This window comes from Paraburkholderia sp. BL21I4N1 (assembly GCF_002973525.1).
Taxonomy (GTDB): Bacteria; Pseudomonadota; Gammaproteobacteria; order Burkholderiales; family Burkholderiaceae; genus Paraburkholderia.
Genome location: NZ_PVEN01000017.1, coordinates 1 through 14,383 on the forward strand (window position 1 = coordinate 1; position 14,383 = coordinate 14,383).

Consider the following 14,383-nt stretch of genomic DNA (forward strand, 5'->3'; position numbering starts at 1 on the left):
ACAAGTCATGCCTGATGACCATAGCGAGTCGGTACCACCCCTTCCCATCCCGAACAGGACCGTGAAACGACTCCACGCCGATGATAGTGCGGATTGCCCGTGTGAAAGTAGGTAATCGTCAGGCTCCCCTGCAGAAAACAGAAACCCCACCCCAGAAGGTGGGGTTTCTGCGTTTACGGCAGGGGAAAATCTCACTATAAGTGAGAGCCATGAGTTTGGAACAGTCAAGCGAGCCTTGACAGCAAGCGGTTGTTCCCTCATAATCATCAGTTCTCTGCGGAGGGGTGCCCGAGTGGCTAAAGGGGGCAGACTGTAAATCTGTTGGCTTACGCCTACGTTGGTTCGAATCCAACCTCCTCCACCAGAATGCAAGCTGTAGTAGTAGTTGTTGGGAATCCATGAGTTCTTGCGGGTGTAGCTCAATGGTAGAGCAGAAGCCTTCCAAGCTTACGACGAGGGTTCGATTCCCTTCACCCGCTCCAGCAACATAGAAGTAGCGCCCATGTGGCTCAGTGGTAGAGCACTCCCTTGGTAAGGGAGAGGTCGGCAGTTCGATCCTGCCCATGGGCACCAGTAGTACTCGGTGATTGTTTGCGCGCGGCGCAACGTACGGATAAATCCTCTTAGGAGTCGGAAATGGCCAAGGGTAAGTTTGAGCGGACCAAGCCGCACGTGAACGTCGGCACGATCGGTCACGTTGACCACGGCAAGACCACGCTGACGGCAGCGATCACGACGGTTCTGACGCAGAAGTTTGGCGGCGAAGCGAAGGCGTACGACCAGATCGACGCGGCGCCGGAAGAAAAGGCACGTGGCATCACGATCAACACGGCACACGTCGAGTACGAAACGGCTAACCGCCACTACGCACACGTCGACTGCCCGGGCCACGCTGACTATGTGAAGAACATGATCACGGGCGCAGCGCAGATGGACGGCGCGATCCTGGTGTGCTCGGCTGCAGACGGCCCGATGCCGCAAACGCGTGAGCACATCCTGCTGGCGCGTCAGGTTGGCGTTCCGTACATCATCGTGTTCCTGAACAAGTGCGACATGGTGGACGACGCTGAGTTGCTGGAACTGGTCGAGATGGAAGTTCGCGAACTCCTGTCGAAGTACGACTTCCCGGGCGACGACACACCGATCATCAAGGGTTCGGCCAAACTGGCGCTGGAAGGCGACAAGGGCGAGCTCGGCGAAGTGGCGATCATGAACCTGGCCGATGCGCTGGACACGTACATCCCGACGCCGGAGCGTGCAGTTGATGGCGCGTTCCTGATGCCGGTGGAAGACGTGTTCTCGATCTCGGGTCGTGGCACGGTGGTGACGGGTCGCGTTGAGCGCGGCATCGTGAAGGTCGGCGAAGAAATCGAAATCGTCGGTATCAAGCCGACGGTGAAGACGACCTGCACGGGCGTGGAAATGTTCCGCAAGCTGCTGGACCAGGGTCAGGCAGGCGACAACGTTGGTATCCTGTTGCGCGGCACGAAGCGTGAAGACGTGGAGCGTGGCCAGGTTCTGGCGAAGCCGGGTTCGATCAACCCGCACACGCACTTCACGGCGGAAGTGTATGTGCTGAGCAAGGACGAAGGTGGCCGTCACACGCCGTTCTTCAACAACTATCGTCCGCAGTTCTACTTCCGTACGACGGACGTGACGGGCTCGATCGAGTTGCCGAAGGACAAGGAAATGGTCATGCCGGGCGACAACGTGTCGATCACGGTGAAGCTGATCAACCCGATCGCGATGGAAGAAGGTCTGCGTTTCGCAATTCGCGAAGGCGGCCGTACGGTCGGCGCTGGTGTGGTTGCTAAGATTCTCGAGTAACGCCAGATAGTTCTCGTTGATCTGTAGTTTGGGGGTTGGCGGTGTCGTCAACCCCAAAATGGTTTAGGGGCATAGCTCAACTGGCAGAGCGTCGGTCTCCAAAACCGAAGGTTGGGGGTTCGATTCCCTCTGCCCCTGCCAAAATCTCGCGTCTCATTTGGCGCTTCGTTAAGGTGTTATGGCGAATCCTTCAGTCGAAACTGTAAATACATCCAGCGACAAGCTGATGCTCGTCGCGGGCGTATTGTTGGTCTTGGCCGGGTTCGTGGGGTTCTTCTGGCTCAACGGCCAGGAATGGTACATCCGCGGAGCCGCCTTGGCTGTTGGTGCGATCGCGGGTGTTGCAGTCGGTCTTCTCTCCGCGCCTGGCAAGGGTTTCATCGCTTTCGCCAAAGATTCGTACAAGGAAGTCCGTAAAGTTGTGTGGCCGACTCGCAAAGAGGCTACCCAGACAACGCTTGTGGTATTCGGCTTCGTGTTCGTCATGGCTATCTTTCTTTGGGTGAGTGATAAATCCATTGAATGGGCGATTTTCTCGGTGATTCTGGGTTGGAAATGATATGAGTGATACTCCGGCATCCCCGAGCGGCAAGCGTTGGTATGTGGTGCACGCCTACTCCGGAATGGAGAAGAGCGTGCAACGTGCGCTTCAAGAGCGCATCGAGCGCGCTGGCATGCAAGACCAGTTTGGTCAAATTCTCGTGCCAACCGAAGAAGTTGTCGAAGTGAAGGGCGGTCACAAATCGGTGACCGAACGTCGTTTTTTTCCGGGCTATGTGCTCGTTGAGATGGAAATGACAGACGAAACGTGGCACCTCGTGAAAAACACGGCAAAGGTCACGGGCTTCGTTGGCGGTGCGCGCAATCGGCCAAGTCCGATTTCTCCCCGAGAAGTTGAAAAAATCATGTCGCAGATGCAGGAGGGTGTGGAAAAGCCGCGCCCGAAGACCCTGTTCGAAGTAGGCGAGATGGTGCGGGTGAAGGAAGGTCCGTTCACGGATTTCAACGGCAGCGTCGAAGAAGTGAATTACGAAAAGTCGCGCGTCCGTGTTTCCGTTACAATCTTCGGCCGCGCAACGCCGGTCGAGCTGGAATTCGGCCAAGTCGAAAAGTTGTGATCCAGATTTCTACGGGGTGCGCCAGACGGCGCGCCCCGTATTTCGCGCTTACGGTCCGCGTAATGACCGTTGAGGAGCGCAAGTAGTCAATTTTTAGACGAACGCGCGCTACTACTCACTGAACGCTTGCATGCATCAAAGCAGCGTTCCAACGAGGTTTTCAACATGGCAAAGAAAATCATCGGCTTTATCAAGCTGCAGATTCCTGCAGGTAAAGCCAACCCGTCGCCGCCGGTCGGTCCGGCACTGGGCCAACGCGGCCTGAACATCATGGAGTTCTGCAAGGCGTTTAACGCGCAGACTCAAGCGATGGAACCGGGTCTGCCGATTCCGGTCGTGATTACCGCGTTCGCGGACAAGAGCTTCACGTTTGTTCTGAAGACGCCGCCGGCTACGGTTTTGATCAAGAAAGCAGCGAAGATCGACAAGGGTTCGAGCAAGCCGCATACCGACAAGGTTGGCAAGATCACCCGTGCTCAAGCGGAAGACATCGCCAAGACCAAGATGCCTGATCTGACGGCAGCTGATCTGGACGCAGCGGTTCGTACGATCGCTGGTAGCGCCCGCTCGATGGGCATCACCGTGGAGGGCGTGTAAATGGCTAAGCTTTCGAAGCGTCTGCAAGCATTTGCAGCCAAGGTTGATCGTCAAAAGTTGTACGCAATCGACGAAGCTCTGTCGCTCGTGAAGGAATGCGCAAGCGCGAAGTTCGATGAGTCGATCGACGTCGCAGTGCAGCTCGGCATCGACGCGAAAAAATCGGATCAGGTGGTTCGTGGCTCGGTCGTGCTGCCGGCAGGTACCGGTAAGTCGGTTCGCGTCGCTGTGTTCGCTCAGGGCGAAAAGGCCGAACAGGCACGCGCAGCTGGTGCGGAAATCGTTGGTATGGAAGATCTGGCTGAACAGGTTAAGGCCGGCAAACTGGACTTCGACATCGTGATCGCTTCGCCGGACACGATGCGCGTTGTCGGTACGCTCGGTCAGATTCTTGGCCCGCGCGGCCTGATGCCGAATCCGAAGGTCGGTACGGTTACGCCTGACGTCGCAACCGCAGTGAAGAACGCCAAAGCTGGTCAGGTGCAATTCCGTGTTGACAAGGCCGGTATCATCCACGCAACCATCGGCCGCGCTTCGTTCGAACCGACGGCTCTGCGCAGCAACCTGAATGCTCTCGTCGACGCGCTGCAAAAGGCGAAGCCGGCAACGAGCAAGGGTGTCTACCTGCGCAAGGTCGCGCTGTCGAGCACGATGGGCGTTGGTGTTCGCGTCGATCAGGCATCGATCGCAGCACAGTAAGAAATTTCACCGCCTCGACAAAAATCGAGGTGGTTTTATGGGCTTTGGGCGGTTGCGAAATGGCAGTCTGCATTGAGCAACCGGTTGTCAAAGACCGTTGGCGGGCACGCATCACGTAGGCGAGTCCTTAATGCAAAGCCAACGCAGATGGCGAACCCGAAAAGGTTTTGTAGTGATGAAGCTGGTTGATATCCGCGGCAAAGCGGGTGTCAGGCGGTCGAAATACTCCTGACTGGTCGGACGCCGTTATTGAACGCGGTACACAAGGCGCACGCTGCGTGTATCGAATCTGGAGGTTAACCGTGCCACTTAACAAAGAAAGCAAGCAGGCCGTCGTCGCTGAGGTTGCCGCGCAAGTCGCGAAAGCTCAGACCGTGGTTCTGGCTGAGTATCGTGGAATCGCGGTTGGCGATCTGACCAAGCTGCGCGCGAAAGCGCGTGAGCAACAGGTTTACCTTCGCGTGTTGAAGAACACGTTGGCGCGTCGCGCTGTCGAAGGTACCCCGTTTGCTTCGCTGGCAGAGCAGATGACTGGTCCCCTGATCTACGGCATCTCGGAAGATGCAATTGCAGCTGCTAAGGTCGTCAACGACTTCGGCAAAACCAATGACAAGTTGATCATCAAGGCTGGTTCCTACGAAGGCAAGGTGATGGACAAGGCTGGCGTGCAAGCGCTGGCAAACATCCCGAGCCGCGAAGAACTGCTCTCCAAGCTGTTGTACGTTATGCAAGCACCTGTTTCTGGCTTTGCGCGCGCTTTGGCCGCGCTGGCAGAAAAGAAACAAGGCGAAGAAACCGCTGCGTAACGCACTTCAGTCGAGCGTGATTGATCGCTGGCTGTATCCGAATTCAATTTAGGAGTATTTCAAATGGCAATCGCAAAAGAAGACATCCTCGAGGCAGTAAGCTCGATGTCGGTTCTGGAACTGAACGAGCTGGTTAAGGCGTTCGAAGAAAAGTTTGGCGTGTCGGCAGCTGCTGTTGCAGTGGCAGGCCCGGCAGGCGCAGCTGCGGCTGTTGCTGAAGAGCAAACCGAATTCACGGTCAACCTGACGGAAGTCGGCGCGAACAAGGTTTCGGTCATTAAGGCTGTTCGTGAACTGACGGGTCTCGGCCTGAAGGAAGCGAAGGACCTGGTCGACGGCGCACCGAAGCCTGTTAAGGAATCGGTACCGAAGGCTGCTGCTGAAGAAGCCAAGAAGAAGTTGGAAGAAGCCGGCGCGAAGGCTGAAATCAAGTAAGTTTCAGCGCGTTGTGCGAAGGCTGGCGGTTTTCCACCGCCGGCCTTTTTGTGCTTTGTGGGGGGCGCGTTTTTGCATGGCAATTTCGGCAAGAACGTGATTCCCAGAAGTCAAAGAAAATCGCCTATCGGCAACATTGACCGGCGTTTCTCTTTGTCTTCTGAAGCGACTGCAGAAGGCAAGTTTGGTCGGGTAGCGGGCAACATAGGCATCCGCTGCCGTCAGCCAGCGGTTGGTAGCGGCCAACCACCAAGCTTCTAGGCTCGTTCAAGCCATCGGACGGCCATCGGGTCTCAGTCGGTGAACACTCGGGTTGTCTCATCAAGGTATCCTGCCTCGACAACAATGCCCGCCGTGATTCGGAGATCGTATGCAATATTCCTTCACCGAGAAGAAGCGCATTCGCAAGAGTTTTGCGAAGCGCCCCATCGTTCACCAAGTACCTTTCCTGCTGGCTACCCAGCTTGAATCATTCAGCACGTTTCTGCAAGCAGACACGTCATCCACGCAACGCAAGCCGGAAGGCCTGCAAGCTGCGTTTACTTCCGTTTTTCCGATTGTTTCGCACAACGGATTCGCTCGTCTGGAGTTCGTCAGCTACATGCTGTCGCCGCCGGCATTCAACATCAAAGAATGTCAGCAGCGCGGTTTGACGTACTGTTCGGCACTGCGCGCGAAAGTGCGCCTGGTGCTGCTCGACAAGGAATCGCCGAGCAAGCCGGTCGTCAAGGAAGTGAAGGAGCAGGAAGTCTACATGGGCGAAATTCCGCTCATGACGCCGACTGGTTCGTTCGTCATCAACGGTACGGAGCGTGTGATTGTTTCGCAGCTCCACCGTTCGCCGGGCGTGTTCTTTGAACACGACAAGGGCAAGACGCACAGCTCGGGCAAGCTCCTGTTTTCGGCACGGATCATTCCTTACCGCGGTTCGTGGCTCGATTTCGAGTTCGACCCGAAGGACGTGCTGTACTTCCGCGTCGACCGTCGTCGCAAGATGCCGGTCACGATTTTGCTGAAGGCAATCGGCCTGACGCCGGAACAGATCCTCGCAAACTTCTTCGTCTTCGACAATTTCACGCTGATGCCGGAAGGCGCGCAGATGGAATTCGTGCCCGAGCGTCTGCGTGGCGAAGTCGCGCGTTTCGACATCACGGACCGTGATGGCAACGTGATCGTCCAGAAGGACAAGCGGATCAACGCGAAGCACATTCGCGATCTGGACAACGCAAAGACCAAGTTCATCTCGGTGCCGGAAGATTACCTGCTCGGCCGCGTGCTTGCGAAGAACGTTGTCGACGGCGACACCGGTGAAGTCATCGCGAACGCGAACGACGAAATCACTGAAACCGTCCTCGAAAAGCTCCGCGAATCGAAGATCAAAGACATCCAGACGCTCTACACGAACGATCTGGATCAAGGTCCGTACATCTCGTCGACGCTGCGTATCGACGAAACCGCCGACAAGATGGCGGCACGTATCGCGATCTACCGCATGATGCGTCCGGGCGAACCGCCGACCGAAGAAGCAGTCGAGGCGCTGTTCAACCGTCTGTTCTATAGCGAAGACGCTTACGACCTGTCCAAGGTGGGTCGTATGAAGTTCAACCGTCGCGTGGGTCGCGACGAGATCATCGGGCCGATGACGCTGCAAGACGACGACATCCTCGCCACGATCAAGATCCTGGTCGAGTTGCGTAACGGCAAGGGCGAAGTGGACGATATCGACCACTTGGGCAATCGTCGTGTGCGTTGCGTCGGTGAACTGGCGGAAAACCAGTTCCGCGCGGGTCTCGTGCGTGTCGAACGTGCTGTGAAGGAACGCCTCGGCCAAGCCGAAAGCGAAAACCTGATGCCGCACGACCTGATCAACTCGAAGCCGATTTCGTCGGCGATTCGCGAGTTCTTCGGTTCGTCGCAGCTGTCGCAGTTCATGGACCAAACGAATCCGCTGTCGGAAATCACCCACAAGCGCCGTGTTTCGGCACTTGGCCCGGGCGGTTTGACGCGTGAGCGCGCTGGCTTTGAAGTCCGCGACGTGCACCCGACTCACTACGGTCGCGTGTGCCCGATTGAAACGCCTGAAGGTCCGAACATCGGCCTGATCAACTCGCTCGCTCTGTACGCGCACCTGAACGAATACGGCTTCCTCGAAACGCCGTATCGCAAGGTCGTGGACAGCAAGGTGACGGATCAGATCGACTATCTGTCGGCGATCGAAGAAGGCCGTTATGTGATCGCTCAGGCGAACGCGGCAGTGGCTGCCGACGGTTCCCTGACCGACGAACTGGTGTCGTCGCGTGAAGCGGGCGAAACGCTGATGGTCACGCCGGACCGCATCCAGTACATGGACGTGGCGCCGTCGCAGATCGTGTCGGTGGCAGCATCGCTGATCCCGTTCCTGGAGCACGATGACGCGAACCGCGCATTGATGGGTTCGAACATGCAGCGTCAGGCTGTGCCGTGTCTGCGTCCCGAAAAGGCCGTGGTCGGTACGGGTATCGAACGCACGGTGGCCGTTGACTCGGGCACGACGGTTCAGGCATTCCGCGGTGGTGTGGTCGATTACGTCGACGCAGGCCGTATGGTGATTCGCGTGAACGACGATGAAGCCGTTGCCGGCGACGTCGGTGTGGACATCTACAACCTGATCAAGTACACGCGTTCGAACCAGAACACGAATATCAACCAGCGCCCGATCGTGAAGGTCGGCGACATCGTGTCGCGTGGCGACGTGCTGGCTGACGGCGCATCGACCGACCTCGGCGAACTGGCTCTCGGTCAGAACATGCTGGTCGCGTTCATGCCGTGGAACGGCTACAACTTCGAAGATTCGATCTTGATCTCGGAAAAGGTGGTTGCTGACGACCGCTATACCTCGATCCACATCGAAGAACTGAACGTCGTGGCTCGCGACACGAAGCTCGGACCGGAAGAAATCACGCGCGACATCTCGAACCTGGCTGAAGTGCAACTCGGCCGTCTGGATGAGTCGGGCATCGTCTACATCGGCGCTGAAGTCGAAGCAGGCGACGTGCTGGTCGGTAAGGTCACGCCGAAGGGCGAAACCCAGCTGACGCCGGAAGAAAAGCTGCTGCGCGCGATCTTCGGTGAAAAGGCTTCGGACGTGAAGGATACGTCGCTGCGCGTGCCGTCGGGCATGAGCGGCACGGTCATCGACGTGCAAGTGTTTACGCGTGAAGGCATTCAGCGCGACAAACGTGCGCAACAGATCATCGACGATGAACTGAAGCGTTATCGCCTCGACCTGAACGACCAGTTGCGCATCGTGGAAGGCGACGCGTTCCAGCGTCTCGCACGTATGCTCGACGGCAAGGTCGCGAACGGCGGTCCGAAGAAGCTGGCGAAGGGCACGAAGATCGAACAGGCTTACCTGCAAGATCTGGATCACTACCACTGGTTCGACATTCGCCTCGCGGACGAAGAAGCAGCGGCTCAGCTCGAAGCCATCAAGGACTCGATCGAACAGAAGCGTCATCAGTTCGATCTGGCGTTCGAAGAAAAGCGCAAGAAGCTCACGCAAGGCGACGAACTGCCGCCGGGCGTGCTGAAGATGGTCAAGGTGTATCTGGCGGTCAAGCGTCGTCTGCAGCCTGGCGACAAGATGGCTGGTCGTCACGGTAACAAGGGTGTCGTGTCAAAGATCGTGCCGATCGAAGACATGCCGTACATGGCCGACGGCCGTCCGGCTGACGTCGTTCTGAACCCGCTCGGCGTGCCGTCGCGGATGAACGTGGGTCAGGTTCTCGAAGTGCATCTGGGTTGGGCCGCGAAGGGTCTGGGCTGGCGTATCGGCGAAATGCTGCAACGTCAGGCGAAGATCGCTGAACTGCGCGAATTCCTGATCAAGATCTACAACGAGTCGGGCCGCGCCGAAGAGCTGGACAGTTTCACCGACGACGAAATCGTCGAGCTGGCAAAGAACCTGCGCGAAGGCGTGCCGTTCGCAACGCCGGTGTTCGACGGCGCGACGGAAGAAGAAATGTCGCGCGCGCTGGATCTGGCATTCCCGGACGACATCGCGAAGAACCTCGGCATGACGCCGTCGAAGAATCAGGTTCGTCTGTACGACGGCCGCACGGGCGAGATGTTTGAACGTACGGTGACGGTCGGCTACATGCATTACCTGAAACTGCACCACTTGGTCGACGACAAGATGCACGCGCGTTCCACGGGCCCGTACTCGCTCGTGACGCAGCAGCCGTTGGGCGGTAAGGCGCAGTTCGGTGGCCAGCGTTTCGGTGAAATGGAAGTGTGGGCGCTCGAAGCGTACGGCGCATCGTACGTGCTGCAAGAAATGCTGACGGTGAAGTCGGATGACGTGACAGGCCGGACCAAGGTGTATGAGAACCTGGTCAAGGGCGATCACGTGATCGATGCAGGCATGCCGGAATCCTTCAACGTGTTGGTGAAGGAAATCCGCTCGCTGGGTATCGACATCGACCTCGACCGCAACTAATCGGACTACGGAGAGAAGGCAATGAAAGCTCTGCTCGATCTATTCAAGCAAGTCCAACAACCCGAAGTTTTTGACGCGATCAAGATCGGTCTGGCATCGCCGGACAAGATCCGTTCGTGGTCGTTCGGCGAAGTGAAGAAGCCGGAAACCATCAACTACCGGACGTTCAAGCCGGAACGCGATGGTCTGTTCTGCGCAAAGATCTTCGGGCCGATCAAAGACTACGAATGCCTTTGCGGCAAGTACAAGCGCCTGAAGCACCGTGGCGTGATCTGCGAGAAGTGCGGCGTCGAAGTGACGCTGGCGAAGGTGCGTCGTGAACGGATGGGCCACATCGAGTTGGCCTCGCCGGTCGCGCACATCTGGTTCCTGAAGTCGCTGCCGTCGCGTCTGGGCATGGTGCTCGACATGACGCTGCGCGACATCGAACGCGTGCTGTACTTCGAAGCATACGTGGTGATCGATCCGGGCATGACGCCGCTGAAAGCGCGGCAGATCATGACCGAAGAGGATTACTACAACAAGGTCGAAGAATACGGTGACGAATTCCGTGCCGAGATGGGCGCGGAAGGCGTTCGCGAGCTGCTGCGCGCGATCAACATCGACGAACAGGTCGAGATGCTGCGCACCGAACTCAAGAACACGGGTTCGGAAGCGAAGATCAAGAAGTACGCGAAGCGCCTGAAGGTGCTCGAGGCTTTCCAGCGTTCGGGCATCAAGCCTGACTGGATGGTGCTCGAAGTGCTGCCGGTGCTGCCGCCGGAACTGCGTCCGCTGGTGCCGCTGGACGGCGGTCGTTTCGCGACGTCGGACCTGAACGACCTGTATCGCCGCGTGATCAACCGTAACAACCGGTTGAAGCGTCTGCTCGAACTCAAGGCGCCTGAAATCATCGTCCGCAACGAAAAGCGGATGTTGCAGGAAGCCGTCGATTCGCTGCTCGACAACGGTCGTCGCGGTAAGGCCATGACGGGTGCGAACAAGCGTCCGCTGAAATCGCTCGCTGACATGATCAAGGGTAAGGGCGGTCGTTTCCGTCAGAACTTGCTCGGTAAGCGCGTTGACTATTCGGGCCGTTCGGTGATCGTGGTCGGTCCGACGCTCAAGCTGCATCAGTGCGGTCTGCCGAAGCTGATGGCGCTCGAACTGTTCAAGCCGTTCATCTTCAACAAGCTCGAAGTGATGGGTGTTGCTACCACCATCAAGGCTGCGAAGAAAGAAGTCGAGAACCAGACGCCGGTGGTGTGGGACATCCTCGAAGAGGTGATCCGCGAACATCCGGTGATGCTGAACCGTGCGCCTACTCTTCACCGTCTTGGCATTCAGGCTTTCGAGCCGGTGCTGATCGAAGGTAAGGCAATTCAGCTGCACCCGCTCGTTTGCGCGGCGTTCAACGCCGACTTCGACGGTGACCAGATGGCTGTTCACGTGCCGCTGTCGCTGGAAGCGCAGATGGAAGCGCGCACGCTGATGCTGGCGTCGAACAACGTCCTGTTCCCGGCCAACGGCGATCCGTCGATCGTGCCGTCGCAGGATATCGTGCTCGGTCTGTACTACGCGACTCGCGAAGCTGTGAACGCCAAGGGCGAAGGCCTGACGTTCACGGGCGTTTCGGAAGCGCTGCGTGCTTACGAGAACAAGGAAGTCGAGCTGGCTTCGCGCGTCAACGTTCGGATCACGGAAATGGTCCACAACGAAGACAAGTCGGAAGGCGCGCCGGCGTTCGTGCCGAAGATCACGTTGTACGCAACTACGGTCGGCCGTTCGATTCTGTCGGAAATTCTGCCGCCGGGTCTGCCGTTCTCGGTGCTGAACAAGCCGCTGAAGAAGAAGGAAATCTCGCGCCTCATCAACACCGCATTCCGCAAGTGTGGTCTGCGCGAAACGGTGATTTTCGCCGATCAGTTGATGCAGTCGGGTTTCCGTCTGGCAACGCGCGCCGGTATCTCGATCTGCGTCGACGACATGCTCGTACCGCCGCAGAAGGAAACCATCGTCGGCGACGCCGCGAAGAAGGTGAAAGAGTACGACCGCCAGTACATGTCGGGTCTCGTCACGTCGCAAGAGCGCTACAACAACGTGGTCGACATCTGGTCGGCAACGTCGGAAGCGGTCGGTAAGGCGATGATGGAACAGCTGTCGACAGAACCGGTGGTGGACCGCGACGGCAACGAAACGCGTCAGGAATCGTTCAACTCGATTTACATGATGGCGGACTCGGGTGCTCGTGGTTCCGCGGTTCAGATTCGTCAGCTGGCCGGTATGCGTGGCCTGATGGCGAAGCCGGACGGCTCGATCATCGAAACGCCGATTACGGCGAACTTCCGTGAAGGCCTGAACGTGTTGCAGTACTTCATCTCGACCCACGGTGCACGTAAGGGTCTGGCTGATACGGCACTGAAGACGGCAAACTCGGGTTACCTGACGCGTCGTCTGGTTGACGTGACGCAGGATCTGGTGGTGGTCGAGGACGATTGCGGTACGTCCAACGGCGTTGCCATGAAGGCGTTGGTCGAAGGCGGTGAAGTCGTTGAAGCGCTGCGTGACCGTATCTTGGGTCGCGTGACGGTGGCTGACGTCGTCAATCCGGAAACGCAGGAAACGCTGTACGAAACGGGCACTCTGCTCGACGAAGACTCGGTCGAGGAAATCGAACGCCTCGGCATCGACGAAGTGCGCGTGCGTACGCCGCTGACTTGCGAAACGCGTTACGGCCTGTGCGCAGCCTGCTACGGTCGCGATTTGGGCCGCGGCTCGTCGGTCAACGTCGGTGAAGCAGTCGGCGTGATCGCTGCTCAGTCGATCGGTGAACCGGGCACGCAGCTCACGATGCGTACGTTCCACATCGGTGGTGCGGCGTCGCGTGCGGCAGTGGCCTCGTCGGTTGAAGCGAAGTCGAACGGTACGGTGCGTTTCACGGCAACGATGCGTTACGTCACCAACGCGAAGGGCGAGCAGATCGTCATCTCGCGTTCGGGCGAAGCGATGATCACCGACGACCATGGTCGCGAGCGTGAACGTCACAAGGTGCCGTATGGCGCGACGCTGTTGCAGCTGGACGGCGCGCAGATCAAGGCCGGCACGCAACTGGCGCAGTGGGATCCGCTGACGCGTCCGATCATCACCGAGTGGGGCGGTACGGTGAAGTTCGAAAACGTCGAGGAAGGCGTGACGGTTGCGAAGCAGATCGACGATGTGACGGGTCTGTCCACGCTGGTCGTGATCGACGTGAAGCGTCGTGGCTCGCAAGCAGCGAAGACGGTGCGTCCGCAGGTCAAGCTGCTCGACGCGAACGGCGAGGAAGTCAAGATCCCGAACACCGAGCACTCTGTGCAGATCGGCTTCCAGGTCGGCGCTCTGATCACCGTGAAGGACGGTCAGCAAGTGCAGGTCGGTGAAGTGCTCGCACGGATCCCGGTTGAATCGCAGAAAACTCGTGACATTACCGGTGGTCTGCCGCGTGTGGCCGAACTGTTCGAAGCGCGCTCGCCGAAGGACGCCGGTATTCTGGCGGAAGTCACGGGCACGACGTCGTTCGGTAAGGACACGAAGGGCAAGCAGCGTCTCGTTATCACGGACCTCGAGGGCAACCAGCACGAGTTCCTGATCGCGAAGGAAAAGCAGGTTCTGGTGCACGATGGTCAAGTCGTCAACAAGGGCGAAATGATTGTCGACGGGCCGGCTGATCCGCACGACATTCTGCGTTTGCAAGGCGTCGAAGCGCTGGCGCGCTACATCGTGGACGAAGTGCAGGACGTGTATCGTCTGCAGGGCGTGAAGATCAATGACAAGCACATTGAAGTGATCGTCCGTCAGATGCTGCGCCGCGTGCAGATCGTCGATAACGGTGACACGCGCTTCATCATGGGCGAACAAGTCGAGCGTTCGGATATGCTCGACGAGAACGACCGGATGGCTGCGGAAGACAAGATCCCGGCAACGTACGAGAACGTCTTGCTCGGTATTACGAAGGCGTCGCTGTCCACCGATTCGTTCATCTCGGCGGCATCGTTCCAGGAAACGACCCGCGTGCTGACCGAAGCGGCGATCATGGGCAAGCGCGACGACCTGCGTGGTCTGAAGGAAAACGTGATCGTCGGCCGTCTGATTCCGGCCGGTACGGGTCTCGCGTTCCACAAGGCACGCAAGAGCAAGGAACTGTCCGACCGCGAGCGTTTCGATCAGATCGCAGCGGAAGAGTCGTTCGAGTTCGGTACGCCGGAAACCCCGGCCGCCGAACAGCAGCACTCCGGCGAATAAGTGCAGGCGGCGAGAGCCGCTTTTGCTGAACGCTGACAAAACCGCCCGGTTTCGACCGGGCGGTTTTTTTTCGCCCTTCATCTAGCGCGTCGATCGTGATGGTCGTAACCGGCACCAAATACATGCATGGCGAGGAACGGGCGATTCGCATCCACGTGTCTTCC

At 58.2% G+C, this 14,383-nt stretch carries 10 protein-coding genes, 4 tRNA genes and 1 rRNA gene; 14 read left to right on the plus strand and 1 reads right to left on the minus strand.

Annotated features, from left to right (window positions below; genetic code table 11):
• Positions 1–10 precede the first annotated feature (10 nt).
• The 12 genes from rrf to rplL all read left to right on the plus strand — a co-directional run bounded on the left by rrf (position 11) and on the right by rplL (position 5,482).
• Positions 11–124: ribosomal RNA gene (rrf, locus tag B0G83_RS30355) — 5S ribosomal RNA — on the plus strand.
• 154 nt (positions 125–278) lie between these two features.
• Positions 279–364 (plus strand) — tRNA-Tyr (locus B0G83_RS30360).
• A gap of 44 nt (positions 365–408) precedes the next feature.
• Positions 409–482 (plus strand) — tRNA-Gly (locus tag B0G83_RS30365).
• A gap of 16 nt (positions 483–498) precedes the next feature.
• Positions 499–573 (plus strand) — tRNA-Thr (locus B0G83_RS30370).
• Positions 574–636: 63 nt separating this feature from the next.
• Positions 637–1,827 carry an elongation factor Tu gene (gene tuf / locus B0G83_RS30375; RefSeq protein ID WP_105511076.1) on the plus strand — a complete coding sequence of 397 codons (1,191 nt, stop codon included), beginning with the start codon at positions 637–639 and terminating at the stop codon, positions 1,825–1,827.
• 65 nt (positions 1,828–1,892) lie between these two features.
• Positions 1,893–1,968 (plus strand) — tRNA-Trp (locus tag B0G83_RS30380).
• A 37-nt stretch (positions 1,969–2,005) separates the two neighbouring features.
• Entirely contained in the window at positions 2,006–2,386 is a 381-nt protein-coding gene (gene secE / locus B0G83_RS30385) for a preprotein translocase subunit SecE (protein WP_105511077.1), read from the plus strand.
• A 1-nt stretch (position 2,387) separates the two neighbouring features.
• Positions 2,388–2,945 carry a transcription termination/antitermination protein NusG gene (gene nusG, locus B0G83_RS30390; RefSeq protein ID WP_075303275.1) on the plus strand — a complete coding sequence of 186 codons (558 nt, stop codon included), beginning with the start codon at positions 2,388–2,390 and terminating at the stop codon, positions 2,943–2,945.
• 165 nt (positions 2,946–3,110) lie between these two features.
• The gene (rplK, locus tag B0G83_RS30395; RefSeq protein WP_042329781.1) at positions 3,111–3,542 is read left to right on the plus strand and encodes a 50S ribosomal protein L11; all 432 of its coding nucleotides are present in this window, start codon (positions 3,111–3,113) and stop codon (positions 3,540–3,542) included.
• Positions 3,543–4,241 (plus strand): 50S ribosomal protein L1, encoded by a 699-nt coding sequence (gene rplA / locus B0G83_RS30400; protein WP_035554727.1) that lies wholly within the window; start codon positions 3,543–3,545, stop codon positions 4,239–4,241.
• A 302-nt stretch (positions 4,242–4,543) separates the two neighbouring features.
• The gene (rplJ, locus tag B0G83_RS30405) at positions 4,544–5,047 is read left to right on the plus strand and encodes a 50S ribosomal protein L10 (protein ID WP_035554729.1); all 504 of its coding nucleotides are present in this window, start codon (positions 4,544–4,546) and stop codon (positions 5,045–5,047) included.
• A 63-nt stretch (positions 5,048–5,110) separates the two neighbouring features.
• Positions 5,111–5,482 carry a 50S ribosomal protein L7/L12 gene (gene rplL / locus B0G83_RS30410; protein ID WP_105511078.1) on the plus strand — a complete coding sequence of 124 codons (372 nt, stop codon included), beginning with the start codon at positions 5,111–5,113 and terminating at the stop codon, positions 5,480–5,482.
• A gap of 3 nt (positions 5,483–5,485) precedes the next feature.
• On the opposite strand, the gene B0G83_RS38320 is transcribed toward rplL, so the two are convergent.
• Positions 5,486–5,728, minus strand: coding sequence for a hypothetical protein (locus tag B0G83_RS38320; protein ID WP_146120318.1), 243 nt, complete (start codon positions 5,726–5,728; stop codon positions 5,486–5,488).
• Between the two features lie 124 nt (positions 5,729–5,852).
• Here B0G83_RS38320 and rpoB point away from each other — a divergent pair, with 124 nt between their 5' ends.
• A complete protein-coding gene (gene rpoB, locus B0G83_RS30415) occupies positions 5,853–9,959 on the plus strand; it encodes a DNA-directed RNA polymerase subunit beta (protein WP_105511079.1) in 4,107 nt (1,368 codons plus the stop codon).
• A gap of 21 nt (positions 9,960–9,980) precedes the next feature.
• Complete coding sequence (gene rpoC / locus B0G83_RS30420; RefSeq protein WP_105511080.1) at positions 9,981–14,219, plus strand: DNA-directed RNA polymerase subunit beta'; 4,239 nt, start codon at positions 9,981–9,983, stop codon at positions 14,217–14,219.
• Positions 14,220–14,383: the final 164 nt, after the last annotated feature.

What these genes read in the sequence shown, in the direction of transcription:
- tuf (WP_105511076.1), top strand. Translation starts at nt 637, where the DNA reads ATGGCCAAGGGTAAGTTTGAGCGGACCAAGCCGCACGTGAACGTCGGC.
- secE (WP_105511077.1), top strand. Translation starts at nt 2,006, where the DNA reads ATGGCGAATCCTTCAGTCGAAACTGTAAATACATCCAGCGACAAGCTG.
- nusG (WP_075303275.1), top strand. Translation starts at nt 2,388, where the DNA reads ATGAGTGATACTCCGGCATCCCCGAGCGGCAAGCGTTGGTATGTGGTG.
- rplK (WP_042329781.1), top strand. Translation starts at nt 3,111, where the DNA reads ATGGCAAAGAAAATCATCGGCTTTATCAAGCTGCAGATTCCTGCAGGT.
- rplA (WP_035554727.1), top strand. Translation starts at nt 3,543, where the DNA reads ATGGCTAAGCTTTCGAAGCGTCTGCAAGCATTTGCAGCCAAGGTTGAT.
- rplL (WP_105511078.1), top strand. Translation starts at nt 5,111, where the DNA reads ATGGCAATCGCAAAAGAAGACATCCTCGAGGCAGTAAGCTCGATGTCG.
- rpoB (WP_105511079.1), top strand. Translation starts at nt 5,853, where the DNA reads ATGCAATATTCCTTCACCGAGAAGAAGCGCATTCGCAAGAGTTTTGCG.
- rpoC (WP_105511080.1), top strand. Translation starts at nt 9,981, where the DNA reads ATGAAAGCTCTGCTCGATCTATTCAAGCAAGTCCAACAACCCGAAGTT.